Here is a 24,606-nt window from a genome sequence, read left to right as displayed (position 1 = left end):
CCCCTCAGGCCGCCAGCGCGTAGGCTGCTGGGGCAACAAGGCTGCCGTCTTCGGCGAAAATGTAAACGTGGCGCGGTTCCAGCCAGACGGTCAGCGACGCGCCGATCTCCAGCTCATGTACCCCGTGCACGAGACCAACCCAGCGCTCGCCATGATGATCGAGGTGCACGAAGGTTTCCGACCCGGTCAGCTCCGTTACGCTCAGCGTCGTCTCGAAGGGCATCGCTTCCGCGGCGTGCTGGCTGATTTCCAGGTGGTTGGGGCGGAACCCGGCGGTGTACCGACCATCGGCCAGATCGGCGAGCTTGCCCGACGCTTCCGCGCTCTGTCCGTCGCCGAACATGATGCGGTTTCCAGTCTTGGAAATCTGCAGGAAATTCATCGGCGGATCGCTGAAGACGCGGGCTGTCGTCGCGTCGACGGGCTTGCGATAGACATCCGGGGTGGGGCCGAATTGGGTCACGCGGCCTTCCCAAAGGGTTGCACAATGACCGCCCAGCAACAGCGCCTCCTCGGGCTCTGTCGTCGCATAGACGAAGATGCTGCCAGAGGCTTCGAAAATGCGCGGGATTTCGGCGCGCAGCTCCTCGCGCAATTTGTAGTCGAGGTTGGCCAGAGGCTCGTCGAGCAGCACCAGACCGGCGTTCTTGACCAGCGCGCGGGCGAGGGCGCAGCGCTGTTGCTGGCCACCGGACAGCTCCAGCGGTTTGCGGTCGAGCATCGGCGTGAGCTTCATCATCTCGGCGGTCTCGCGCACGCGGCGGTCGACCTCGGCGCGATCCACGCCCATGAGCTTCATCGGTGAGGCGATGTTGTCGTAGACGGTCATCGACGGGTAGTTGATGAACTGCTGGTAGACCATGGCGACCTTGCGGTCCTGCACACGCTGCCCGGTCACGTCGGTGCCGTTCCAGATCACCTGTCCGTCGGCCGGCGCATCAAGCCCCGCCATCAGGCGCATCAGTGACGTCTTGCCCGATGTGGTCGGGCCCAGAAGGACGTTCATCGTGCCTTTTTCCAATGTCAGATCGGTCGGATAGATGTGTGTCTGCCCGTCGACCACCTTGGATACGCCTCGAAGTTCAAGCGTCACAGTTGGCTCCTTGTTATTCCGCCGCTTCCGCGAGGGAAGGACGGGTGTCCGCCATCCACGCGTTCAGCCGCTCGATCTGGTCCGCGTCCATACGCAGCCCCAGCTTGTTTCTGCGCCAGACCACATCTTCGGCGGTCCGCGCATACTCCTTGTTCATCAACCAGCGCACTTCGCGCTCTGTCAGCGTGGCGCCGAAGTCCTGGCCAAGATCCTCGGCGCGCGTGGCCCCGCTCAGGATCTCTGCCGCCTCGGTGCCATAGGCCCGCACCAGGCGCAGCGCCCATCGGTCCGTCAGGAATGGGTGGTCCGCCTGGAGGCCGCGCACCAGCGCGTCGACGCCGTTTACCGGGAAATCACCGCCGGGCAGGGGGACACCGGCGGTCCATTTGCCCGTGTTCAGCGGCAGATGCTCGCCAATCTTTTCAAGCGCGGCTTCGGCCAGCCGCCGATACGTGGTGATCTTGCCGCCAAAGATGTTCAGGACCGGCGCCCCGGCGGACGTGTCCACTTTCAGCGTGTAATCGCGCGTCGCGGCCGTGGCGCTGCTGGCGCCGTCGTCATAGAGCGGGCGAACGCCGGAATAAGTCCAGACGATATCGTCCTCGGAGATGTCGGCGGCAAAGTACTGATTGGCGAAATTCACCAGATAGCCGCGCTCTTCACCGGTGATCTGCGGCTTTACGGACGGATCATGATGCTCCGCATCGGTGGTGCCGATCAGGGTGAAATCCGTCTCGTAGGGGATGGCAAAGATGATGCGCCCGTCGGTGCCCTGAAAGAAGTAGCATTTGTCGTGATCATAAAGCCGGGGCGTGACGATGTGCGATCCGCGCACGAGGCGAACACCTTCACGGGAATTCAGCCGAACGGTATTGTGGATCACGTTACCGACCCAGGGGCCACCGGCATTCACCAGCATTTTGGCCGTATGATGCCGGATCTCGCCGGTTTCGCTATTTTGCGTTTCGACGTGCCAGAGGCCGTCCTGCTGCGTCGCCGAACGGACCTTTGTCCGGGTCAGGATTGCCGCGCCGCGTGCTTCGGCGTCGCGGGCATTGAGCACGACAAGACGCGAATCCTCGACCCAGCAGTCCGAGTATTCGTAGGCTTTGACAAAGCGATCTTCGAGCGGCGCCCCCTCGGGTGTGCCGGGCAGGGACAGGGTGCTGGTGCCGGGCAGAATTTTGCGCCCGCCAAGATGGTCATACATGAACAGGCCGAGCCGGATCAGCCACGCAGGGCGGCGGCCCTTCATCCAGGGCATGAACAGGCTGAGCAGCTTCGAGGTCGGCGTTTCGCTCTCGAAGCGCATATCCTTATGATAAGGCAGAACAAAGCGCATCGGCCAGCTGATGTGCGGCATGGCGCGCAACAGGGTTTCGCGCTCGATCAGCGCTTCGCGTACAAGGCGGAACTCGAAGTATTCGAGATAGCGAAGTCCGCCATGGAAAAGCTTGGTCGAAGACGAGGACGTCGCAGAGGCGAGATCATTCATCTCAGCGAGGGTAACCGAGAAGCCGCGTCCCGCCGCATCACGAGCAATCCCGCAGCCATTGATGCCGCCGCCAATGATGAACAGGTCACAAGGTGTTGTGTCAGTGCGTTCGGTCACGCGATTCCCCTCCCAGAGACATGCAGAAGGTACCCTTGGCCCGTCGCGCTTCGCAAGCGGAAATGTTCGTTTCTGTTCGTTTTCAGGTGCGAATTCGTCTTTCCCTCTGAAAATCCACGAAAATAATGCTTAATTTTCCATAAAATGACCTACAAAACCGCAAGATGGCTTGGTTTTACCCCCGCGTCGTGGGTAAATTCGAACATGGAGAGGCGCGATTTCTTGCGTTTTGGTGGCGCGCCCTTGCCGCACAAGTGGAGAGCAGACCCATGTCGCAGTCGTTTCGTCACCCGGAGATTCTCGAAATCGCCCGCCGTGAGGGCAAGGTCAGCGTCGAAGGTTTGGCCCAGCACTTCGGGGTGACGCTTCAGACGATCCGGCGCGATTTGACCGACCTTGCCGAGGCAGGTCAGCTCGACCGGGTGCATGGCGGTGCGGTTCTGGCCTCCGGCACGTCGAATATCGGTTACGAAGAGCGGCGCTCGATGAACCCCGGCGGCAAGAGCGCGATCGCCCGCGCCTGTGCGGCGGAAATCCCGGACAATATCTCGCTGTTCCTGAACATTGGCACCAGCACGGAGGCGGTGGCGCGCGAGCTGCTGCATCATCGTAACCTGATGGTGGTGACAAACAACATGAACGTGGCCAACATCCTCGCGGCCAACCATGATTGCGAGGTCATCGTCACCGGCGGACAGTTGCGCCGCTCGGACGGCGGCCTTGTGGGCACCCTCGCGGCGGAAACCATCCGCCGCTTCAAATTCGATCTGGCGGTGATCGGTTGTTCGGCGCTGGATCCCGATGGCGACATGCTCGATTACGATATTCAGGAAATCAGCGTCAGTCAGGCCATCCTGCGGCAATCCCGGCGCACGGTCCTTGTTGCGGACCACAGCAAATTCACCCGAACCGCCCCGGCCAAGATCGCGTCGCTCTCGGACGTCGATGCCTTTTACACCGATCTCGCGCCGCCCTCCGAAGTGCTGGAAGCCTGCAAAGGGTGGGGGACAGAGGTCATTCTTGCCGAAAACTGAGCGAAGATCGACAGTTCGTGCATAAAAAATGTGCAGTGAAGCCGAGGCGCCGGGACTTTTTATCCTGATCCAAAATTTTACCATTTGATAAAAAAATTGAATCATGCCAGCGTCAGGTGGACATTCACGACCGGAGAGCCAGGATGACCTCCAAGCTACAAGACGGCATTGCCGCAGGACGCCTTGATGACGAGGCGCTTCAGGCGAATTTCGCCGACCTACACCCAGCCTATGACCCGCACGAGGCGCTTGTCGCCGCCGACAGATGCTATTTCTGTCACGATGCGCCTTGCATGACGGCCTGCCCGACGAGCATCGACATACCGCTGTTCATCCGGCAGATCGCCACGGGCACGCCGGAGGCGGCGGCCAGGACGATCTTCGAGCAGAACATTCTGGGCGGGATGTGCGCCCGGGTCTGCCCGACCGAGACGCTCTGTGAAGAGGTCTGCGTGCGGGAAGTCGCCGAGGGCAAGCCGGTCGAGATCGGCCGCCTGCAACGCTATGCCACCGACACGGTGATGGCCAAGGGCAGCCAGCCGTTCACCCGCGCCGCGGCCACCGGCAAGACGATCGCCGTGGTCGGGGCGGGGCCTGCGGGTCTGGCCTGTTCGCATCGTCTGGCCATGCTGGGCCATGACGTGGTGATCTTCGAAGCGCGTCAGAAGGGCGGCGGCCTCAACGAATTCGGCATTGCCGCATACAAGAGCACCGAGGACTTCGCACAGCGCGAGGTGGATTGGCTGCTGCAAATCGGCGGGATCGAGGTCCGCTATGGCGCGCGGCTGGGAGAGCAGATCAGCCTGCAGAGCCTCGGTGAGGACTTCGATGCGGTCTTCCTCGGGATGGGCCTTGCCGGGGTGAATGCGCTTGGCATGGACGGTGCCGACAAGGCAGGCGTCGCTGCGGCGGTGGATTTCATTTCGGAGCTGCGTCAATCCGGCGATCTGGCCAGCCTGCCCATCGGGCGGCGCGTGGTCGTCATCGGGGGCGGCATGACCGCGATTGACGCTGGCGTGCAGGCCAAGCTGCTCGGGGCCGAAGAGGTGACGATCGTCTACCGCCGCGACAAGGCGGCCATGGCGGCCTCCGAGTTCGAACAGGATCTGGCCGCTCAGAAGGGTGTGCGGATCATCCACAACGCGACCCCGGTGGGTGTAGAGGGCAACGGCAGTCTGAGCGCCGTGCGCTTTGCCTATACTGAGACGGTGGACCGCAAGCTTGTCACGCTGGACGAGGGTTTCACGCTCCAGGCCGACCAACTCTTCCAGGCCATTGGCCAGAAGATCGACGGTATTCCGGAGGAGCTCGACGTCATCGGCGGCAAGATCCTGGTCTCCGAAACCGGCGCGACTTCGGTCAAGGGCGTCTGGGCCGGGGGCGATTGCGCCACGGGCGGCGACGATCTGACGGTGACCGCCGTTGCGGAGGGCCGCGACGCGGCGATGGACATTCACAGCGCCCTGACGGGGGCGGCGGGGTAAAACCCCGCCCTACGAGAGGTTTCGATCAATGGCTGATCTCACAACTGACTTTCTGGGCATCAAGAGCCCCAATCCCTTCTGGCTGGCCTCCGCGCCGCCGACGGACAAGGAATACAACGTGCGCCGCGCCTTCGAGGCGGGCTGGGGCGGGGTGGTCTGGAAGACCCTCGGCATGGAAGGCCCGCCGGTGGTCAACGTCAACGGCCCGCGCTATGGCGCGATCTGGGGCGCGGACCGGCGGCTGCTCGGGCTCAACAATATCGAGCTGATCACCGACCGCCCTCTGGAGGTGAACCTGGAGGAAATGGCGCGGGTGAAGGCGGATTACCCGGACCGGGCGTTGATTGCCTCGATCATGGTCCCTTGCGAGGAAGACGCTTGGAAAGCCATCCTGCCGCGCGTCTCCGAGACTGGCGCTGACGGGATCGAGCTGAACTTTGGCTGCCCGCATGGCATGGCCGAGCGCGGCATGGGCAGCGCGGTGGGGCAGGTGCCCGAGTACATCGAAATGGTCACCCGCTGGTGCAAGACATACTATGACAAGCCCGTCATCGTGAAGCTGACGCCCAACATCACCGACATCCGCCGTCCGGCGGAAGCGGCGAAGAACGGCGGCGCGGATGCGGTCAGCCTGATCAACACGATCAACTCGATTACCTCGGTGAACCTCGATTCCATGTCCCCCGAGCCGATGATCGACGGCAAGGGCACCCACGGCGGCTACTGCGGCCCGGCGGTCAAGCCGATTGCGATGAACATGGTGGCGGAGATTGCCCGCAATCCGGAAACCCACGGCCTGCCGATCAGCGGCATCGGCGGCGTGACCACATGGCGCGACGCGGCGGAGTTCATGGCCTTGGGCTGTGGCAACGTGCAGGTCTGTACGGCGGCAATGACCTATGGGTTCAAGGTCGTGCAGGAGATGATCTCGGGCTTGAGCCAGTGGATGGACGAGAAGGGCTATACCGAAACGAAGCAGTTCGTCGGGATGGCGGTGCCGAATGTGACCGACTGGCAGTATCTCAACCTGAACCACATCACCAAGGCGCGCATTGACCAGGATGCCTGCATCAAATGCGGGCGCTGCTATGCCGCCTGCGAAGACACCTCGCATCAGGCGATCAGCATGTCGCCGGACCGCGTCTTCGAGGTGCAGGACGACGAATGCGTGGCCTGCAACCTGTGTGTGAACGTCTGCCCGGTGGAAAACTGCATCACCATGGAGACCCTGTCGCCCGGCAGCATCGACAAGCGCACCGGCAAGGTGGTCGAGGACAGCTACGCCAACTGGACGACCCACCCGAACAACCCGTCGGCCACCGCCGCGGAGTAATTCGGGGGAACTATCCTCCAGCCCGTCGGCGTTTGTCCGGCGGGATGCCCTCAGGGCACCACGTGGCGCGCGGCCTCCCCTGCGCGCCCGTTCTGTTTCAGAAGCTCGATCATCGGGGCGCGCGTCGCCGGGGCATCGGGCTTGATCGCCAGCGTTTGCAGGTAGGCTTCGATGGCGGCGCCGCTGGCGCCCTCGGCGCTCTCGATCTGGGCAAGCAGCCGGTAGGCGGGCCAGTGGTTCTCGCGCAGCGCAATGATCTTCTGCACCAGAGGACGTGCCTCATCAAAGCGGTCGGCGCGGGCGAGGACCACCGCTTTGTTGAAAAGCAGCTTGATGTTGTCGGGCGTCGCGCGCAGGGCCTCGTCAAATACACTGAGGGACGGCTCCTGCAGGTCGAGGCGCTGAAAGGCCACCGCCCGGATGTTCAGCGCTTCGGGGTTGCCGGGATTGCGGGCGAGGACCTCCCGAACAGAGGACAACGCCGCCGGATAGCGCTCCAGTGCCATCTGCGCCTTGGCCAGTTCCAGCCAGGCATCCGCATGGGGCCAGTCGCTGGCCTTCAACGCCGCTTCAAGCGCGTCCACCGCATAATCCGCCTGCCGCCCGGTGCCGGACAGAATGGCGAGCCGGTTCTGGATCACTGTCTCGGTCTCGCTCAGCGAGCCGTCCCGCAAGAGCCCGAGAGAGATCACCTCGGCCGGCACCTTGGGGATCATTGCGGTCAGCGCGCCGAGATCGCCGGGGTCGCGCTGGATGCGATGGTCCGTCATGGTCACATGGATCACATCCTGCGTGCGCCGTTCGGGCATATGGCAGGTGGTGCAATCGGCCTCTGCCTCGATTTGCGGATGCACGCCGGACGCCATGACCGGCAGCGCCTGATCATCGGTTTCGTGACAGCTCAGACAGGCCTGGCGATAGTGCGCAGCCCGTTCGGCGGGTTTGATCTTCACATGCGGATTATGGCAGGTGAGGCAGCCCAGCTCTCCTTGTGATTGCTGAAAGCAGGCGCTTTGTTCCATGCGATAGGGGTGAAAGTTGATCTCGAAGCGATCGGCTTTCGGGCGATTTGCGTCGATGATGTCGATATGGGTCAGATAGTCGTTCACGTCCTGACCGGGGCGGAAGGAATAGATGCCGCGCCCGCCGCGCAGCGGCGCGTTGATCGCTACGGTCGGCTGCATGTGGCAACCGTAGCAGATGGAATAGAGCCGGTCCTTTGGCAGCTTGCCGGGCTGGACGATCTCTGCCCGCACGGTCTCCACCTCGGCCCCCGACAAGGCCGCGCGCACGTGCTCGGCCCCCGGGCCATGACAGCGCTGACAGCCGAGACCCTCCGGCAATTCGTGCGGAAAGACCTCGGGCTGACCTGCCGCATCGCTGCCTTCGGGCACCTCGGGTAGGGCATTGTGACAGGCCATGCAGCGCCGGACGACATCCCGGTTCACGCCTTGGTGGTCGGCATGTTCAAATCCGGGGTTCATCTCCCAATACCCGCCCTGCGTGTACCAAGCCAGCGGGATCTGAAACAGGGCGCCGTCGGTGGTCTGGAACAGGAAGGTTCGGACATGGTGTCCGGACCCGACGATCCAGTCGGCCTTGCGCTCCCAGACGTCGACCTCTGTGCCGTCGGGGGCGATCCGCCAGCGGCGAAAGATGTAATCGCCGTTGTCGAGCCGCACATCGTACCAGCGCTGAGACGGCGCATGGAAAAACGGCAAGGCGCTGAAATCCTCGATGACATCGGCGCCGCTGGCGGCCTGAAAGCTCTTGGCCATTCCCATGTCCGCATAGGTTTCGGCCTTGTCCGCGTGGCACTCCGCACAGGCGCTGTCGGCGACATAGCCCGCCGCGGCGCCGGTGCTTTCGCTCAGCCCCCAGGCCGCAAGCGGGTCCTCCTCGGCGTGGGCCGGGACGGCCAAAAAGGCAAGGAACAGGGCAAGGCGCAGCATGGGCAATCCGTCGCAACAGGGGAGATCCCGGCAACGCTACCCCCCGCCACGCGGCCTGCGCAAGTCAGGGTGTCAGCATTCGCGTATAAAGCGTTGTCAGAAAGGCATGTGCCTCGTCGAACCGGCTGGCCTCATGCGCTGGCCCGAGCACGCCGCGCACCTGCACGTCGAAGTCCGCGTAATGCTGGGTCGTGGCCCAGATCGAAAAAATCAGATGCCGCGCGTCGAGCGGGGCGACGCGGCCATCGGCAATCCATCCCTCGATCAGCGCAGCCTTTTCATCCACCAATGCCTTGAGATCCCCTTGGAGCACCTCGGAAATGCGCGGTGCGTTCTGGATCATCTCCGTTGCGAAGAGGCGGCTTTCGCGCGGCATGTCCTTCGACATGGCCAGCTTGCGATGCACGTAGGCCAGGATCTCGGCGACAGGTTCACCCTCCGGGGAAATCTGTCTCAGCGGATCGATCCAGATATCCAGCAGCGCCTCCAGCAGATCGCGGTAGATCGCTTCCTTGCTGTCGAAATAATACACCACGTTCGGCTTTGACAGCCCGGCGCGCGTGGCGATCTGGTCGAGGGTTGCTCCGCGCAGCCCTGCTTCGGAGAACACATCCAGTGCTGCTTCGAAAATCTCGCTGCGCTTCTGGCGCTGGATTCGGGTCTTTCCCCCCGGCTCCAGGCCGGACTTGCTGGAAAAGTTCACGCGCAAAACCCCTTTTCGCACAGTGTCAAATCTTTAGAACGCCTGTTTTTAAGGCGCTTTGCACGCTGGGTGCGCGGCGCGGAATTAATTCCTTGACCGGAGCGACACCGCGCCTTGATATTTGACCATATGGTCAGGATTCTGCCGAGGCAAGCCACAGGCCGGATCACGGCGATCACGCACTAACACAACGAGGAATGAAATGGCACCTCTGAGCAACATCCGCATCAATGGCGATCGCCTTTGGGACAGTCTGATGGAGATGGCCAAGATCGGCCCCGGCGTCGCGGGAGGCAACAACCGCCAGACCCTGACCGACGCGGATGCCGAAGGCCGGGCGCTGTTTCAATCCTGGTGCGAGGCGGTGGGCTGCACCATGGGGCTCGACCAGATGGGCAACATGTTCGCCCGGTACGAAGGCACGGACCCCGAGGCGCTGCCGGTCTATGTGGGCTCGCATTTGGATACCCAGCCGACGGGCGGCAAGTATGACGGGGTGCTCGGCGTGCTCGGCGGGCTTGAGGTGCTGCGCAGCCTGCATGAGCATGGCATCAAGACAAAGCATCCGATTGTGGTGGTCAACTGGACCAACGAGGAAGGCACGCGCTACGCCCCCGCGATGCTGTCCTCCGGCGTCTTTGCCGGGGTGCACACGCAGGATTGGGCCTATGACCGGGTCGATGCCGAAGGGCTGAAATTTGGCGATGAGCTGGAGCGGATCGGCTGGAAGGGCGAGGAAGAGGTCGGCGCGCGCAAGATGCACGCCATGTTCGAATTGCACATCGAGCAGGGGCCGATTCTGGAAGCGGAAGGCAAGGATATTGGCGTTGTCACCCACGGGCAGGGCCTGTCGTGGACGCAAGTCACCGTGACGGGCAAGGACGCGCATACCGGCTCGACGCCGATGCCGATGCGCAAGAACGCCGGGCTTGGCATGGCGCGCATTCTGGACAAGGTCGACGCGATCGCATGGTCTCACAAACCCCACGCGGTCGGCGCGGCGGGGCATATCGACGTCTACCCCAACTCGCGCAACGTGATCCCGGGCAAGGTTGTGTTTACGGTGGATTTCCGGTCCCCCGACCTGAGCGTCATTCAGGACATGGAAGCGCGTTTGCGGGCGGAGGCGCAGGGGATCTGCGACGAGATGGGCTTGGAGGTGGAATTCGAGAAGGTTGGCGGGTTTGACCCAGTGACCTTTGACGAAGGCTGCGTGACGGCGGTGCGTAATGCGGCGGAAAAACTCGGCTACAGCCATATGAACATCATCTCCGGCGCCGGACACGATGCCTGCTGGATCAATCAGGTCGCGCCGACGGCGATGATCATGTGCCCCTGCGTGGACGGTCTGTCGCACAACGAGGCGGAAGAAATCAGCAAGGACTGGGCGGCGGCCGGAACGGACGTGCTCTTCCACGCGGTTGTCGAGACGGCGGGGGTGGTCGTGTAACATATGGCCAAGCTCAAGATCCACGCGGGCGATTTCCTGAAAGGTCAGGAAGCCATCGCTTTCGGAGCCTTTTCCTTAAGGTCCGAGCAACATATGCTCATCGGGGAGCGTATTTCGTTCAAGCAACTAGCGGAGCTTGAGATTGCCACGGAAGAATCCGTCAAGCGGCTTGGTGGCACCGTTGGCTGGGGCGCGGTGGGCGCGCTTGCTCTGGGTCCCGTTGGATTTCTGGCCGGTGCGCTCATGGGCGGTCGCGGCAAGGACGTGACGTTCGTTGCGAAGTTCAAGGATGGGCGTAGGCTCATGGCTACCACGGATTCAAAGACATTCACCAATATGCAGGCCGCCGTTTTTTGAACGCCGCAGCACTGCACAAGAACAGGGAAGATCAAATGACCACAGTCATCAAGAACGGAACCATCGTCACCCATGACCGCACCTACAAGGCGGACGTCATGATCGAGGGTGGTCAGATCATCGAGATCGGCATGGACCTCAAGGGCGATGAGACGCTCGACGCCACCGGGTGCTATGTCATGCCGGGCGGGATCGACCCGCATACGCATCTGGAGATGCCTTTCATGGGCACCTATTCCACGGACGATTTTGACAGTGGCACGCAGGCGGCGCTGGCGGGCGGGACGACCATGGTGGTCGACTTTGCGCTGCCGAGCCCGGGGCAGGGGCTGCTCGATGCGCTCAAGATGTGGGACAACAAATCGACCCGCGCCCATTGCGATTACTCCTTCCACATGGCGGTGACATGGTGGAGCGAGCAGGTGTTCAACGAGATGGAAACCGTGGTCAAGGAGCGCGGCATCAACACCTTCAAGCACTTCATGGCCTACAAGGGCGCCTTGATGGTGAATGACGATGAGCTTTACGCCTCCTTTAACCGTCTCGCGGAACTTGGCGGCATCGCCATGGTCCATGCGGAGAATGGCGACGTGGTGGCCGAGCTCTCCGCCAAGCTGCTCGCTGCGGGCAACACCGGCCCGGAGGCGCATGCTTACTCCCGCCCGCCGCAGGTCGAGGGCGAGGCGACCAACCGCGCCATCATGATCGCGGATATGGCGGGGGTGCCGCTGTATGTCGTGCATACGTCGTGCGAGGAGTCCCACGAGGCCATCCGCCGCGCCCGCCAACAAGGCAAGCGCGTCTGGGGCGAGCCGCTGATCCAGCACCTGACGCTCGACGAGAGCGAGTATTTCAATCCCGATTGGGACCACGCCGCGCGCCGCGTCATGTCGCCCCCCTTCCGCAACAAGCAGCATCAGGACAGCCTGTGGGCGGGCCTGCAAAGCGGCTCTCTTTCGGTCGTGGCCACGGATCACTGCGCCTTCACCACTGATCAAAAGCGCTATGGCGTGGGCGATTTCACCAAGATTCCGAACGGCACCGGCGGGCTTGAGGATCGCATGCCGATGCTCTGGACCTATGGCGTGGGCACAGGGCGTCTGACACCGGAAGAGTTCGTGGCGGTCACATCAACGAACATCGCCAAGATCCTGAATTGTTACCCGAAAAAGGGCGCGATCCTGCCCGGCGCGGATGCCGATATCGTGGTCTGGGACCCGGAAAAGACCAAGACGATCACCGCCGACAAACAGGTCAGCGCGATCGACTACAACGTGTTCGAGGGCAAGGAGGTCAAGGGTCTGCCGCGCTTTACCCTGACGCGCGGGCATGTCGCCGTGCACGACGGCGAGCTGCGCTCCAAGGAAGGCCACGGCGAGTTTGTCAAACGCGCGCCGAACACGGCCACGAACAAGGCGCTGTCGACATGGAAGGAGCTCACCGCGCCGCGTCCCGTTGAGCGCTCGGGCATCCCCGTAACGGGCGTTTGATCAAAGAAAAGAGGCAGGCTGACGCGCCTGCCTCAAACCTATGAAAGCACAAGCATGAGAGCACACAACATTCTGGGCCTGAGCATGGCCCTTCTGATGACGGGCGGGGCGGTGCAGGCGCAAGAGGCCTATGGCAATGCCTCCGGCTGTGCCCGGGTGACGGGGCAGGGCACGCAAAGCGACGACGTGGCGATTTTTTACCCCAGCGACCGCCTCGAATTCTGGGAAAGCCGCTGCGCGTTGCATGATTATCAAAGCCTCGGCGCGGGGGCTGTGATGCTGAACACGAAGTGCAGCGGCGAGGGCGAGACGTGGGATGAGACTTATTTCATCTATACCACGGATCGGGACAGTTTCATCCTTTCGCGTGAGCCGGAGACGGACGGAACCGAACTGTTCGCCTGCCAATAACACACACGCGCCCCCGTGGCGCGACGTTGAAGACATGGAAAGAAAACGCTTGTGACACTCTCAGCCAGCCCGGCCCAAGGCCAGCCAGACACCGCTCCCGCGGTCATCACCGCCAGCCATCTTGACCTGACGTTTCAGACCGGCGATGGCCCCGTGCACGCCCTGAAGGACGTGAGCCTCGACATTCCAAAGGGCAGCTTTGTCAGCTTCATCGGCCCGTCCGGGTGCGGCAAGACAACCTTTCTGCGCTGCATCGCGGGGCTGGAGACTCCCACGGGCGGCACTCTGAGCGTCAATGGCATGACGCCGGACGAGGCGCGTCGCAATCGCGCCTATGGCTATGTGTTTCAGGCGGCCGGTCTCTATCCGTGGCGCACCATCGGGAGCAACGTTGCCCTGCCTCTGGAGATCATGGGTTATTCCCGTGCCGAGCAGAAAGAGCGCATCGCGCGCGTGCTCGACCTTGTTGAGCTGACCGGGTTTGAAAAGAAATTCCCATGGCAGCTTTCGGGTGGCATGCAGCAGCGGGCCTCCATTGCCCGCGCTCTGGCCTTTGACGCCGACATTCTGCTGATGGACGAACCCTTTGGCGCGCTGGATGAAATCGTCCGGGATCGCCTCAACGAGGAACTGCTGCAGCTTTGGGACAAGACGGACAAGACCATCGGCTTCGTCACCCATTCGATCCCCGAGGCCGTGTACCTGTCGACCCACATCGTTGTCATGTCGCCGCGTCCCGGACGCATCACCGACGTGATCGAAAGCCCGCTGCCCCGCCAGCGCCCGCTCGACATCCGTGACACACCCGAATTCATCGAAGTGGCCCACCGGGTGCGCGAAGGGCTGCGGGAGGGGCACGCATGAGACAGGCGCGCCGAGACCGCTTCGAAGGGACCGTGACAGGGCCGTCGAGACATCTTGCGACAGGAGGCGGGGATCATGCGTAACCTCTTGCCCATCCTGACGGTGGTCGCCGTTATCGTTGCGCTGTGGTACGCGCTTGCCGTCGTGCTCAACGCGCCCTGGGCCTATTCCAAGGCGAAACGCGCCGACGTGACGCTCTCTTTCTCGCAAATGGTCACCGACACAATGGCCCAGGACAAGCCGCGCCTGCCCGCCCCGCATCAGGTTGCGGTGGAAATCTGGGAAACCACGGTAGAAAAAAAGATCACCTCCAAACGCTCGCTGATCTACCACGGGTGGATCACGCTGCAGGCCACGCTCCTCGGCTTTGCCTTCGGCATCGCGCTGGGCATCGGGTTGGCCGTGGCGATTGTCTATTTCAGGGTCGTGGACATGTCCGTCATGCCCTGGATCATCGCCAGCCAGACCGTGCCGATCCTTGCCATCGCACCCATGATCGTCGTGGTCCTCGCCGCGCTGCAGGTCGACGATATCGTCGCCAAAGGGGTGATTTCCATGTATCTGTCGTTCTTCCCCGTGGTGGTGGGCATGGTAAAAGGCCTGCGCAGCCCGGACGCCATGCTGCTGGACCAGATGAAGACCTACAACGCCTCGCCGGCGCAAACCTTCTGGAAACTGCGCCTGCCGAACTCCGTGCCGTATCTCTTCACCTCGCTGAAGGTCGGCGCGGCCGCATCGCTTGTCGGGGCGGTCGTGGCGGAGCTTTCTCTGAGCCAGAACGGCGGCCTCGGGGCGCGGCTCCTTGCTGGCAGCTATTATGGCCAGACGATTCAGATCTGGTCGGCCTTGCTGGCTGCGGCGACCGTTGCGGCGCTCATGGTGATCTCCCTTGGCGCGCTTGAAAAGGCGATGCTCAAACGCATGGGGATGGCGACATGATGTGGATTTCACTTGCCTTGATCGTCTGGGCTGCCGCCTTCGCGCTGAACGTCATTCTGGTGCGCAGCCGGGCGCCGGGCGCGGGCTATATCGTTCCGGTCATCTTCGGCCTGACGCTGCTCTTCGTCTGGGAAGGCTTTGTGCGGGGCTTTGGTATCTCGCCGGTGCTTCTGCCGCCGCCCAGTGCCATCGGCGCGGCCTTCGTCTCCAAGACGGACGTGCTCTGGGGCGACCTCGTGCAGACCTTCTTCAAGGGCGCGCTGTCGGGCTATGTCATCGGGTGCGGCTCGGCCTTCATCGTGGCCTTGCTGATCGATCGCTCGCCTTTTCTGCAGCGCGGGCTGTTGCCGGTGGGCAATTTCATCGCGGCCCTGCCGATTGTCGGGCTCGCCCCGATCATGGTGATGTGGTTCGGCTTCGACTGGCAGTCAAAGGCCGCTGTGGTCGTCGCCATGGTCTTCTTCCCGATGCTGGTCAATACGGTGCAGGGTCTGCAGGCCAGCGACGCGATGCAGCGCGACCTGATGCGCACCTATGCGGCCAGCTATGCCCAGACACTGCGGTTTCTGCGCTTGCCGGCGGCCATGCCGTTCATCTTCAACGGGCTGAAAATCGGCACCACGCTTGCGCTGATCGGGGCGATCGTTGCCGAATTTTTCGGCTCTCCAATCCGGGGCATGGGCTTTCGCATCTCGACAGAAGTGGGCAAGCTTGCGCTCGACATGGTCTGGGCGGAAATTGCGGTGGCGGCGGTGCTTGGCTCGGCCTTCTACGGCACTGTGGCGCTCTTTGAAAAACGGGCGACCTTCTGGCACGCATCGCAACGACAACAATAAACCAACAACACAAACCAACAGGGAGCACTATCCATGAAATCCATCCTCAAGACCGCCCTCGCAGGGGCCTTTGCGCTCAGCGCCGGTGCGGCGCAGGCCGCCGACGAGGTCACGCTGCAGCTCAAATGGGTCACACAGGCGCAATTCGCCGGCTACTACGTGGCGCAGGAGAAGGGCTTCTACGAAGAGGAAGACCTCGATGTGACGATCAAACCGGGCGGCCCGGACATCGCCCCGGCGCAGGTCATGGCCGGAGGCGGCGCCGATGTGGTGCTCGACTGGATGCCCTCCGCTCTGGCCTCGCGCGAAAAGGGCCTGCCGCTGGTGAATATCGCGCAGCCCTACAAATCGTCCGGAATGATGCTGACCTGCCTCAAGGAGAGTGGCATCACCGGCCCCGAGGACTTCCGGGGCAAGACGCTCGGCGTCTGGTTCTTCGGCAACGAATATCCCTTCCTGTCGTGGATGAGCAAACTCGGCATTCCCACGGATGGCAGCGAAGGCGGCGTGACGGTGCTCAAGCAAGGCTTCAATGTCGATCCGCTACTGCAGGAGCAGGCGGCTTGCATTTCGACGATGACCTACAACGAATACTGGCAGGTTATCGACGCAGGTCTGACTCCGGACGATCTCGTGACCTTCAAATATGAGGACATGGGCGTGGCGACCCTTGAGGACGGCATGTACGTGCTTGAAAGCAACCTCGAAGACCCGGCGTTCAAGGACAAGATGGTCCGCTTTGTCCGTGCCTCCATGAAGGGCTGGAAATACGCCGAGGAGAACCCAGATGAAGCCGCGGACATCGTGCTCGAAAACGACGCTTCCGGCGCACAGACCGAAAAGCACCAGCAGCGCATGATGCGCGAAGTCGCCAAGTTGACTGCCGGCTCCAACGGCGCGCTGGACGTGGCCGACTACGAGCGTACGGTGAAGACCCTGCTCGAAGGCGGGTCTGACCCGGTGATCACCGCAACGCCCGAGGGGGCTTACACGCTGGAAATCACCGACGCGGCCCTGAACTGACAGGCGGCGGATTGATCAAAGAAGACGAACGGGCGCCTGATCGGGCGCCCGTTTTCTTGTGCAAGAGAGGCGTCCACGCACCCGTGGTCGACGACCACCGGGCCTGTCTGGCGCGTCAGGACGCAGCCCTGAGAGACCGGCGCGGCGCGGTAGGCGCTCCCCGTGATGTCTTCGGTCTTGAAATACCTCGGGGGTGAATTGGCCAAAGGCCAAGAGGGGGCAGCGCCCCCGGAACCGGGCTTTTCCGAAGGAAAAGCCCGCCCGTCGCCTCGCATTGCGAGGCGAAACCCCTCCTGTCGTTTTAGCCTACGGACGGGCTGGGAAAGGATGGGGGCGCTGCCCCCGCCGCAGCACAGCTGCGACTCCCCCGAGGTATTTAGGGACCAAAGACGCTTAGGCGCGGCGCCGTCAGGCTTTCGGGACTTCGAACTCCGGCAGGCTGTCCAATGCATCTTTCAGCGCATCGCCCCAGCCTTGCGAGATATGCTGGAAGTACGGATCGTCCTGCTCGATGCGGCCTGTTGCGCCTTTTTCCAGGCTCCCCGCTTCATAAAGGTGAAAGTCCATCGGCGCGCCAACGGTCAGGTTCGCCTTCAGAGTGGAGTCAAAGCTGACCAGAAGCAGCTTCATTGCCGCCTCGAAGCTCATGCTCTTGTCAAAGGCCCTGACGAGGATCGGACGACCGTACTTGGTCTCGCCAATCTGGAAGAACGGGGTGTCATCCCCGGCTTCGATGAAGTTGCCTTCGGGGTAGATGAGGAACAGGCGCGGGTCGCTCCCGGCGATCTGTCCGCCGATGATCAGCGTGGCGTTGAAGGTGCTGTCGGCGCGCATGCCGGTTTGTGCATGGCGGTCGATCACCTCGCGCAGGGTTTCGGCGACCATGCGCGCGGCCTGGAACATCGACGGCACGCCGAGCAGGGAGGGCACGCGATCCTCCGGCGATTTGCTGCGTTCGTCCAGCAGGCTCACGACCGCCTGCGTCGTGGCGAGGTTGCCTGCCGCCATCAGCGTGATGACACGGTCTCCCGGCGCCGCCCAGGTTGTCATTTTCCGGAAGGTGGAAATGTTGTCCAGTCCGGCATTTGTCCGTGTGTCGGACATGAAAACAAGGCCCTTGTCCAGGACCATACCAACACAATACGTCATCCGGCCGCCTTTGGTCTTTTATTGTTGCGCGACGTCGATCTGGATTTCGAGGCTTTCACCGTCACCACCGACTCGGCTTCCGGATACAGGGGAAGCCTCGTTATAGTCCAGTCCAGTTGCGACACGAACGTAGCGTGCATCGGGTGAAATCCCGTTAGATACGTCAAATCCAACCCATCCCAACCCGTCAATATGCGCTTCGGCCCAGGCGTGCATGGCATCCTGCACGGTTCGGTCGTCCAGCATCAGGTATCCCGAAACATAGCGCGCAGGCAGGCCCAGTTGCCGGGCGCAGGCGATAAAGATGTGCGTGTGATCCTGGCACACACCCCGCCCGGCCTCCACGGAGTCCTCGGCGGTCCAGTCCGACATGGATGAGCCAACCTCGTATTTGATCGTTTCACCGATCCCGAGCATCAGTTTGTGCATGCCCTCGAGGGTTGAATCCGCGTCGATGCTGCGCAGCAGACCTTTGACCCCGGCGCGGGCGCGGGTCCGCGGTGTCTCGCGCTGATAGAGCCACAACGGCGCGGGGCCACGGTGCGGACCGACGATCCCCTGCGTGTCGGTGACGTCGACTTCTCCCGCGCAGGTCACGGTCAGGTCCACCGCGCCGTCGCCGTAGGTGATCATCTCGGTCAGGTTGTTGTGGTGGTCGTGGAAGGTGACCTCCTTGACTCCGTTGTCCACGCGCGTCTCCCAGAAGGCGATATTCTGCTGGGCGCCGGTCTTGGGCGTCTGCCGGATCTGTTGCAGCCCGTAATCCACCGGTGTTTCAAAGTGATAGTGCGTGCTGTGTTCGATTTTCAGTCGCATGGATGGCCCGTCATTTGTAAAAGCGGAAGTCGATTTCGATCTGCAGGGCTATCCCGTTGAGCTCGTTCAGGATCTTCTGAATGAACTCGTGCAGGCCGTAATCGAACACGGCGTTGATATCGTGGCTCAGATAGGTGCGTTGAACGTGATCGACCTTTTGCAGGGTTGGCATCAAGGTCAGGCTGCCTCCGTTGAGATACCGCAGGTTGTCGCGCATCTTGCTGATGCAAAAGGCGAGACTGCGCGGCATGCGTTTGTCGAGGACAAGGAACTCGGCGATTTCCATCGGACCGCTGACCGCGCCATATTCCATGCGGAACCCGCCGCGCGCGGACACCGAGCGCAGGATGTTTTCCCACTGCACATTATCCAGCGACGAGCCGACCGCCCGCGATGAGGGCAGGAGCACGTAGTATTTCACATCCAGAATGCGCGCGGTGTTGTCGGCGCGTTCCAGAAAGGTTCCAAGCCGGGCGAAATCGTAGTTCTCGTTGCGCAGCATGGTGCCATGGGTCATGCCACGCACCAGCGAGGTATGCTGGCGCAGCTTGCGCAGCACGCCGGGCAGGTCACGTTCGCTGACCTTGCGGGCAAGGTCCTCCTTGGCGGCCATGAAGGCGGCGTTCACCGCTTCCCAGACCTCCCCGGTGAGGGCGGTGCGCACGAGGCGCGCGTTGTGCCGGGCGGCGGCGATGCAGGAGAACACCGAAGACGGGTTGTCCTTTGAGCGCAGCAGCCAGTCGATGGCGCTTTCCTTTGTCACGCTGTCATGGTGTTCAAGGAACGTGTCGTAGACGCCCGCCGATTGCAGGACAGAGGTCCATTCGTCGTCGTGGTCTTTCAGCCGGGTCAGCGCGATGCGCTGGCCTGCGTCGATCATCCGTGCGGTGTTTTCGGCCCGTTCGAGGTAACGGTACATCCAGAAGAGGCCGTTTGCAGTCTTGCCAAGCATATCCGGTCAGTCCTCCAGAACCCAGGTGTCCTTGGTGCCGCCGCCCTGAGACGAGTTCACCACAAGCGAGCCTTTCTTCAACGCCACCCGGGTGAGGCCACCGGGGGTGATGTTGATGCCTTCGGGGCTCACCAGAACGAAGGGACGCAGGTCCACGTGACGCGGGCTCAGCCCCGCCTTGTTGAAGATCGGCACCGTCGAGAGGCTCAGCGTCGGCTGGGCGATATAGTTGGCCGGGCGCGCCTGTAGCTTCTTGCGGAATTCGGCGATCTCCTTCTTCGAGGCGGTCGGCCCGATCAGCATGCCATAGCCGCCGGAGCCGTGCACCTCCTTGACGACAATGTCCGGAAGATTGTCGAGCACGTATTTCAGATCGTCGGGGTCGGAGCAGCGCCATGTCGGCACGTTCTGCAGCAGGGGCCGCTCGCCGGTGTAGAATTCGACGATGTCGGGCATGTAGCTGTAGATCGCCTTGTCATCGGCAATGCCGGTGCCCGGCGCATTGGCGATGGTAATGTTGCCGGCGCGATAGACGTCCATGATACCCGGAATGCCAAGCGCGCTCTCGGGGTTGAAGTTCAGCGGATCGAGGAAGTCATCGTCCACCCGGCGATAGAGCACGTCGATCGGCTTGTATCCACAGGTGGTGCGCATGGCGACACGGCCATCGACGATCTTCAGATCATTGCCCTCCACCAGCTCCACGCCCATCTGATCGGCCAGGAAGGCGTGTTCGAAATAGGCGGAGTTGTAGATGCCCGGCGTGAGCACCGCGACCACCGGCTTGCGCCCGAGATTGCCGGGCGCGCATTTGGCCAGAGAGCCATGCAGATGCGCCGGGTAGTCCTGCACCGGCAGCACCCGGTTCTGGGAGAACAGCTCGGGGAACATCTGCAGCATGGTTTCGCGGTTTTCCAGCATGTAGCTGACACCGGAGGGGGTGCGCGCGTTGTCCTCAAGCACAAAGAATTCGCCCGGCCCGGTGCGCACGAGGTCAATACCGACGATATGGGTATAGACGCCGCCCGGCGGCTCGACACCGATCATTTCGGGCAGGAAGGCTTCGTTCCGGTTGATCATATCGGCTGGAACCCGCCCCGCCTTCACGATCTCCTGCTTGTGGTAGATGTCATAAAGAAAGGCATTGATGGCGCGGACGCGCTGTTCGATGCCGCGGCACAGTTTGGACCATTCCGGCCCGGAAATGATCCGGGGAATGATGTCGAACGGGATCAGCCGTTCTTCGGCCTCGGCCCGGCCATAGACGTTGAAGGTGATGCCGGTCAGGCGAAAGATCTCTTCGGCCTCTCGTTGCTTGGCACGCAGGCGCGACGGGTTCTCCTCGCTGAACCAGGTGTGAAAGCCGCGATACGGGTCGCGCAGGGTTTCGTCCATGCCCCACATTTCGTCGAAATATTCGTTTCCGCTCATTTTTTCCCCTCGTTTGGTGCCATTCTCATGGCAACCGGAAGCGGGCTTCCATGCGGGACGTCCTGAAAAAGCCAAACAAACCCAATCCTCTGTCGGGTCAGCCTGATTTTTAATCTGACGCCCATTAAATGTGCGCAATCCGCTGCGTTGTCCCGCGAGCCGTTGCTTTCATCTGACCTGACAGAAGCGTGCCCCGTCAAGGGCGCGTCGTCAGAAAGCTAGGCCGGATGGCGGCCTTATCCAGCGCGGCGTCGACGCTTTGCCCACCAAACAGGCCGTATCCGGTCACCAGGGCCGAAGACAGGCCCGCCGCCTGCGCGCCGAGAATATCGGTGTGCAGGCTGTCACCGACCATGAGGATTCGCGCGGGATCGGGCAGCGGGGACAGCCGCGCAAAGGCCAGGGCGTAGATGTTGGAAAACGGTTTTCCGAAGAACTCCGGCACCACGCCGGTGCGGTCGGCGAGGCGATGCGCAAAATATCCCGGTTCCGTGGAAAAGCCCATGTCGCGCGGGGCGACGATATCGGGGTTGCCGACAAGCACCGGACGCGGGCGGCGCGAAAGCGCGGCTTCCAGCAAAGCCTGGCGCTCGGCCGTCCAGGCCGCGCTGCCGAGCAGTACAAAGCCCTCCACCGCGTCATAGGCGGCGGGGTCCTCTTCCAGATAGGTCAATGTAAGATGTTCGAGATCCGCAAGACCGGCGCTGCGTGTGGCCATCAAACCCCAATGCCGGTCCGTTCGCCCGGCCAGCCCGGCCAGCAGCGCGGCGCGGCTGGTGATGATGTCCCCGGACGCAAAGTCATAGCCAAGCCGCGCATATTTCGCCACCAGCTGCGCTTGCGGCAAACCGGCGGCGTTGGAGACCACGAGAACCTGTTTGCCCGCGGCACGCATCTGGGCAATGCGCTCCGCCGTGCCGGGAATGGGCTGATCGCCGATGTTGAGCACGCCGAACGCGTCGAGCAGGAAGGCGTCGTGGCACGCGATGATCTCTTCGAGCGTGTCGATCCGCCTCGGCTCGGGCGCTTGGGCGGCGTTCGGCAGGCGGGCGCGCACGGATTCGTAAGCCTCGAATGCGTCCCGGAACGTCAGATCGGTCATCGGCGGCTCCCCCTGATATTGTCGATCTGCAGAGCATCGGCCGGCCCGGATGTCCAGCCCACCGCGCGGCGCGGCTGTGCGGCGCTCGTCCCGGCCGGGGCCGGAACATCGCCCCGCCCGCCGTCCCATGACCCGCCATGCATTTGCCGGGTTGCAAAGTGGGGAGCGGAACAGGAGTATTTTCCGCAAGAAGAAGCCGGGGCAGGGCGCCCGGTGCCAGCAAGGGAGCAGCCATGCCACTGACCATGAACCAGGCGGTCTTCATCACCTGCGCGGTGACCGGATCGGGGGTCACGCAGGACCGCAGCCGCCATGTGCCGCGTTCGCCGGAAGAAATCGCCGCCAGCGCCATCGAGGCGGCCAGGGCCGGGGCGGCGGTGGTGCATTGTCATGTGCGTGATCCGGTCAGCGGCGCGCCTTCGCGGCGGCTCGATCTGTATCGCGAGGTGACCGACCGCATTCGGGATGCGGAGGTCGATGTGGTGCTGAACCTGACCGCGGGGATGGGCGGAGATATGGTGTTCGGATCGGCGGAGGCGCCGCTGCCGCTGCGCGAGGCGGGCACGGATATGATCGGCGCGCAGGCGCGCGTTGCCCATGTGGCGGCCTGCCTGCCGGAGATCTGCACGCTGGATTGTGGCACGATGAACTTTGCTGAAGCCGATTATGTCATGACCAATACGCCGGGCATGTTGCGGGCCATGGGGGCCCAGATGACCAGGATGGGGGTCAAGCCGGAAATCGAGGCCTTCGACACCGGTCATTTGTGGCTGGCCAAGGCGCTGGTGCGGGAGGGCATCCTGGACGCGCCGGCGTTGGTGCAGCTGTGTATGGGCGTTCCCTGGGGGGCGCCGGATGATCTGAATACCTTCATGGCGATGGTGAACAATGTGCCGCCGGACTGGACATTTTCGGCCTTCTCCCTCGGGCGCAACCAGATGGCCTATGTCGCTGCTGCGGTTCTGGCCGGGGGCAATGTCCGCGTCGGGCTGGAGGACAATCTCTGGCTGGAAAAGGGCGTGCTGGCCACGAATGCGCAGTTGGTGGACCGCGCCGTGGGCATCATCGAGCGCATGGGCGCGCGGGTGATCGGCCCGGCAGAGGTTCGCAAGCGCCTGGGACTGGTCAAGCGGGCGCCGGTGGCGGCTTGACCGTGCTCATTGCATGTGCAACGACTTGCTGCGGGAGGATATTCGCATGATGCTCGACACTCATGAGATTGCCGCGCTGGCCGCGTGGCGCCATGCGCTGCACCGGGCACCGGAGCTGTCGGGCGAGGAGCGCCAAACCGCCGCCACCGTCGCCGCCATGCTGCGCGAGGCTGGTGCGGATGCGATCCACGAGGGGCTTGGCGGACATGGGGTCGCCGCGGAGTTTCGCAGCGGCGTTCCGGGGCCGCGCGTCATGCTGCGGTGCGAGCTTGACGCCCTGCCGATCGAGGAGACCTCCACGGCCGAGCACCGATCCCGCGTTCCGGGAAAGGCGCATTTGTGCGGGCACGATGGCCATATGACCCTGCTCGCGGCCGTGGCGCTGCGTCTGAGCAAGCAAAGGCCGCCGCGCGGTACGGTGATCCTGATGTTCCAGCCTGCGGAAGAGACGGGCGCCGGGGCGCGGGCCGTTGTGTCCGATCCGGCGTTCAAGGGCCTCGCACCGGATCTTGTCTTTGCAATCCACAATATGCCGGGTGTGCCGCTTGGGCAGGTCGCGATCCGAAAGGGGCCGGTCAGCTGCGCCTCGCGGGGCATGCACCTGCGCCTGAAGGGCCGCCCTTCGCATGCGGCCGAGCCGGAGAAGGCGTTGAGCCCGATGCGCGCCCTGTCGCGTCTGATGCCCGCGCTCGCCGATCTGGCGGAAGGCGCTCCGGGGGAGCCGGAGTTTGCCCTTGTCACCGTCACCCATGCCCGCATGGGCGAGCCGGCCTTTGGCGTCACGCCCGGGGAGGCCGATCTCTATGTCACGCTGCGCACGCTGACGGATGCGCGCATGGAGCGGCTGGTGTCCGGGGCCGAGGCGCTGGCACGGCGGATGGCCGCAGACGAAGGGCTGACGGTCGAGATCGGTTATGAGGATGTCTTTGACGCCACGACCAACCATCCCGCCGCCGCGGACATCGTGACCCGCGCGCTGGAGGCTCTCGGCGTTCGGCATGGGCCTGAGCCTTTGCCAATGCGGGCCTCGGAAGATGTCGGGCAGTTCGGGGCAGGCGCGCCGCTGGCGTTCATGTTGCTCGGCGCTGGGGAGGACGTTGCGCCGGTCCATACCCCGACCTACGATTTTCCGGATGAGTTGATCCCGCTTGGCGCGGCGCTGTATGACGCGATTGTTCGGGAAGCGCTTTCGCCGGGACGGGATGGTACGTGAACTTTCTGTTTCCAGGGAAACAAAATCATGTTATGGCTGGCAGAGCAGTGATTGCTCTGACCCTGTGAAAAAGTGACCGAGGGGTCGGTTAAAAGAGTTTGCATTATAATGCGAAGTCTGCATGATCCTGCATAACGAGGCCGCGCGGGGAGGCGCGGGGGCCGTCAGGGGAGGGAATGATGGCAAGATCGGCATCACAGACAGCCTGCAA

The 24,606-nt window shown here is 62.9% G+C and carries 22 protein-coding genes; 13 read left to right on the top strand and 9 right to left on the bottom strand.

Going from position 1 to position 24,606, the window contains the following annotated elements; genetic code table 11:
• Window positions 1-4: 4 nt before the first annotated feature.
• Together ACN2XU_RS05020 and glpD are read right to left on the bottom strand one after the other, a co-directional pair.
• Entirely contained in the window at window positions 5-1,093 is a 1,089-nt protein-coding gene (locus tag ACN2XU_RS05020; protein ID WP_419409316.1) for an ABC transporter ATP-binding protein, read from the bottom strand.
• A gap of 13 nt (window positions 1,094-1,106) precedes the next feature.
• Window positions 1,107-2,705: a glycerol-3-phosphate dehydrogenase gene (gene glpD / locus ACN2XU_RS05015; protein ID WP_419409315.1), complete on the bottom strand. Its 1,599-nt coding sequence runs from the start codon at window positions 2,703-2,705 to the stop codon at window positions 1,107-1,109.
• 269 nt (window positions 2,706-2,974) lie between these two features.
• On the opposite strand from glpD, the gene ACN2XU_RS05010 reads away from it, so the two are divergent.
• From ACN2XU_RS05010 to preA, 3 genes are all read left to right on the top strand, one after another.
• Window positions 2,975-3,739 (top strand): DeoR/GlpR family DNA-binding transcription regulator, encoded by a 765-nt coding sequence (locus ACN2XU_RS05010; protein ID WP_419409314.1) that lies wholly within the window; start codon window positions 2,975-2,977, stop codon window positions 3,737-3,739.
• A gap of 143 nt (window positions 3,740-3,882) precedes the next feature.
• Window positions 3,883-5,223 (top strand): NAD(P)-dependent oxidoreductase, encoded by a 1,341-nt coding sequence (locus tag ACN2XU_RS05005; protein WP_419409313.1) that lies wholly within the window; start codon window positions 3,883-3,885, stop codon window positions 5,221-5,223.
• Between the two features lie 28 nt (window positions 5,224-5,251).
• Window positions 5,252-6,556, top strand: coding sequence for an NAD-dependent dihydropyrimidine dehydrogenase subunit PreA (gene preA, locus ACN2XU_RS05000; RefSeq protein WP_419409312.1), 1,305 nt, complete (start codon window positions 5,252-5,254; stop codon window positions 6,554-6,556).
• Window positions 6,557-6,606: 50 nt separating this feature from the next.
• Here preA and ACN2XU_RS04995 read toward each other — a convergent pair whose 3' ends face one another.
• Both ACN2XU_RS04995 and ACN2XU_RS04990 read right to left on the bottom strand, forming a co-directional pair.
• Window positions 6,607-8,508, bottom strand: a complete 1,902-nt coding sequence (locus ACN2XU_RS04995; RefSeq protein WP_419409311.1) for a tetratricopeptide repeat protein — start codon at window positions 8,506-8,508, stop codon at window positions 6,607-6,609.
• Window positions 8,509-8,572: 64 nt separating this feature from the next.
• Window positions 8,573-9,211, bottom strand: coding sequence for a TetR family transcriptional regulator C-terminal domain-containing protein (locus tag ACN2XU_RS04990; protein ID WP_419409310.1), 639 nt, complete (start codon window positions 9,209-9,211; stop codon window positions 8,573-8,575).
• A gap of 202 nt (window positions 9,212-9,413) precedes the next feature.
• Here ACN2XU_RS04990 and ACN2XU_RS04985 point away from each other — a divergent pair, with 202 nt between their 5' ends.
• From ACN2XU_RS04985 to ACN2XU_RS04950, 8 genes are all read left to right on the top strand, one after another.
• Complete coding sequence (locus ACN2XU_RS04985; protein ID WP_419409309.1) at window positions 9,414-10,661, top strand: Zn-dependent hydrolase; 1,248 nt, start codon at window positions 9,414-9,416, stop codon at window positions 10,659-10,661.
• A 3-nt stretch (window positions 10,662-10,664) separates the two neighbouring features.
• Window positions 10,665-11,018, top strand: a complete 354-nt coding sequence (locus ACN2XU_RS04980) for a hypothetical protein (RefSeq protein WP_419409308.1) — start codon at window positions 10,665-10,667, stop codon at window positions 11,016-11,018.
• Window positions 11,019-11,053: 35 nt separating this feature from the next.
• The gene (gene hydA / locus ACN2XU_RS04975; RefSeq protein WP_419409307.1) at window positions 11,054-12,508 is read left to right on the top strand and encodes a dihydropyrimidinase; all 1,455 of its coding nucleotides are present in this window, start codon (window positions 11,054-11,056) and stop codon (window positions 12,506-12,508) included.
• 54 nt (window positions 12,509-12,562) lie between these two features.
• Window positions 12,563-12,919: a hypothetical protein gene (locus tag ACN2XU_RS04970; RefSeq protein ID WP_419409306.1), complete on the top strand. Its 357-nt coding sequence runs from the start codon at window positions 12,563-12,565 to the stop codon at window positions 12,917-12,919.
• Between the two features lie 51 nt (window positions 12,920-12,970).
• Complete coding sequence (locus tag ACN2XU_RS04965; RefSeq protein WP_419409305.1) at window positions 12,971-13,783, top strand: ABC transporter ATP-binding protein; 813 nt, start codon at window positions 12,971-12,973, stop codon at window positions 13,781-13,783.
• Window positions 13,784-13,858: 75 nt separating this feature from the next.
• On the top strand, window positions 13,859-14,722 hold the full coding sequence (locus ACN2XU_RS04960) for an ABC transporter permease (RefSeq protein ID WP_419409304.1): 864 nt from the start codon (window positions 13,859-13,861) through the stop codon (window positions 14,720-14,722).
• Entirely contained in the window at window positions 14,719-15,558 is an 840-nt protein-coding gene (locus tag ACN2XU_RS04955) for an ABC transporter permease (protein WP_419409303.1), read from the top strand. The genes ACN2XU_RS04960 and ACN2XU_RS04955 overlap by 4 nt, the downstream gene beginning before the upstream one ends.
• Before the next feature lie 33 nt (window positions 15,559-15,591).
• Complete coding sequence (locus ACN2XU_RS04950) at window positions 15,592-16,581, top strand: ABC transporter substrate-binding protein (protein ID WP_419409302.1); 990 nt, start codon at window positions 15,592-15,594, stop codon at window positions 16,579-16,581.
• Window positions 16,582-16,989: 408 nt separating this feature from the next.
• Here ACN2XU_RS04950 and ACN2XU_RS04945 read toward each other — a convergent pair whose 3' ends face one another.
• The 5 genes from ACN2XU_RS04945 to ACN2XU_RS04925 form a co-directional block, all read right to left on the bottom strand.
• Complete coding sequence (locus tag ACN2XU_RS04945; protein ID WP_419409301.1) at window positions 16,990-17,730, bottom strand: proteasome-type protease; 741 nt, start codon at window positions 17,728-17,730, stop codon at window positions 16,990-16,992.
• 18 nt (window positions 17,731-17,748) lie between these two features.
• Window positions 17,749-18,546, bottom strand: coding sequence for a transglutaminase family protein (locus tag ACN2XU_RS04940; RefSeq protein ID WP_419409300.1), 798 nt, complete (start codon window positions 18,544-18,546; stop codon window positions 17,749-17,751).
• A gap of 10 nt (window positions 18,547-18,556) precedes the next feature.
• On the bottom strand, window positions 18,557-19,498 hold the full coding sequence (locus tag ACN2XU_RS04935; RefSeq protein WP_419409299.1) for an alpha-E domain-containing protein: 942 nt from the start codon (window positions 19,496-19,498) through the stop codon (window positions 18,557-18,559).
• 6 nt (window positions 19,499-19,504) lie between these two features.
• On the bottom strand, window positions 19,505-20,929 hold the full coding sequence (locus ACN2XU_RS04930) for a circularly permuted type 2 ATP-grasp protein (RefSeq protein ID WP_419409298.1): 1,425 nt from the start codon (window positions 20,927-20,929) through the stop codon (window positions 19,505-19,507).
• Window positions 20,930-21,125: 196 nt separating this feature from the next.
• Window positions 21,126-22,031 carry an HAD-IIA family hydrolase gene (locus tag ACN2XU_RS04925; protein ID WP_419409297.1) on the bottom strand — a complete coding sequence of 302 codons (906 nt, stop codon included), beginning with the start codon at window positions 22,029-22,031 and terminating at the stop codon, window positions 21,126-21,128.
• A 233-nt stretch (window positions 22,032-22,264) separates the two neighbouring features.
• Here ACN2XU_RS04925 and bcoG point away from each other — a divergent pair, with 233 nt between their 5' ends.
• Window positions 22,265-23,182: a 3-dehydrocarnitine:acetyl-CoA trimethylamine transferase BcoG gene (gene bcoG / locus ACN2XU_RS04920; protein ID WP_419409296.1), complete on the top strand. Its 918-nt coding sequence runs from the start codon at window positions 22,265-22,267 to the stop codon at window positions 23,180-23,182.
• Between the two features lie 46 nt (window positions 23,183-23,228).
• Entirely contained in the window at window positions 23,229-24,395 is a 1,167-nt protein-coding gene (locus tag ACN2XU_RS04915) for an amidohydrolase (RefSeq protein WP_419409295.1), read from the top strand.
• The last annotated feature ends 211 nt before the right edge of the window (window positions 24,396-24,606 follow it).

This window comes from Pacificoceanicola niger (genome assembly GCF_048553275.1).
GTDB lineage: Bacteria > Pseudomonadota > Alphaproteobacteria > Rhodobacterales > Rhodobacteraceae > Pacificoceanicola.
This window is presented reverse-complemented; position numbering and strand designations above follow the sequence as displayed.

Bases quoted from the DNA above. Each gene is read 5' to 3' on its own strand.
- ACN2XU_RS04980 (WP_419409308.1), top strand. From the start codon at position 10,665: ATGGCCAAGCTCAAGATCCACGCGGGCGATTTCCTGAAAGGTCAGGAA.
- ACN2XU_RS04995 (WP_419409311.1), bottom strand. From the start codon at position 8,508: ATGCTGCGCCTTGCCCTGTTCCTTGCCTTTTTGGCCGTCCCGGCCCAC.
- ACN2XU_RS04985 (WP_419409309.1), top strand. From the start codon at position 9,414: ATGGCACCTCTGAGCAACATCCGCATCAATGGCGATCGCCTTTGGGAC.
- preA (WP_419409312.1), top strand. From the start codon at position 5,252: ATGGCTGATCTCACAACTGACTTTCTGGGCATCAAGAGCCCCAATCCC.
- bcoG (WP_419409296.1), top strand. From the start codon at position 22,265: ATGCCACTGACCATGAACCAGGCGGTCTTCATCACCTGCGCGGTGACC.
- ACN2XU_RS04950 (WP_419409302.1), top strand. From the start codon at position 15,592: ATGAAATCCATCCTCAAGACCGCCCTCGCAGGGGCCTTTGCGCTCAGC.
- ACN2XU_RS05005 (WP_419409313.1), top strand. From the start codon at position 3,883: ATGACCTCCAAGCTACAAGACGGCATTGCCGCAGGACGCCTTGATGAC.
- ACN2XU_RS04930 (WP_419409298.1), bottom strand. From the start codon at position 20,929: ATGAGCGGAAACGAATATTTCGACGAAATGTGGGGCATGGACGAAACC.
- ACN2XU_RS04935 (WP_419409299.1), bottom strand. From the start codon at position 19,498: ATGCTTGGCAAGACTGCAAACGGCCTCTTCTGGATGTACCGTTACCTC.
- ACN2XU_RS04960 (WP_419409304.1), top strand. From the start codon at position 13,859: ATGCGTAACCTCTTGCCCATCCTGACGGTGGTCGCCGTTATCGTTGCG.
- ACN2XU_RS04925 (WP_419409297.1), bottom strand. From the start codon at position 22,031: ATGACCGATCTGACGTTCCGGGACGCATTCGAGGCTTACGAATCCGTG.
- ACN2XU_RS04955 (WP_419409303.1), top strand. From the start codon at position 14,719: ATGATGTGGATTTCACTTGCCTTGATCGTCTGGGCTGCCGCCTTCGCG.
- ACN2XU_RS05010 (WP_419409314.1), top strand. From the start codon at position 2,975: ATGTCGCAGTCGTTTCGTCACCCGGAGATTCTCGAAATCGCCCGCCGT.
- ACN2XU_RS04945 (WP_419409301.1), bottom strand. From the start codon at position 17,730: ATGACGTATTGTGTTGGTATGGTCCTGGACAAGGGCCTTGTTTTCATG.
- ACN2XU_RS04915 (WP_419409295.1), top strand. From the start codon at position 23,229: ATGATGCTCGACACTCATGAGATTGCCGCGCTGGCCGCGTGGCGCCAT.
- hydA (WP_419409307.1), top strand. From the start codon at position 11,054: ATGACCACAGTCATCAAGAACGGAACCATCGTCACCCATGACCGCACC.
- ACN2XU_RS04970 (WP_419409306.1), top strand. From the start codon at position 12,563: ATGAGAGCACACAACATTCTGGGCCTGAGCATGGCCCTTCTGATGACG.
- ACN2XU_RS04940 (WP_419409300.1), bottom strand. From the start codon at position 18,546: ATGCGACTGAAAATCGAACACAGCACGCACTATCACTTTGAAACACCG.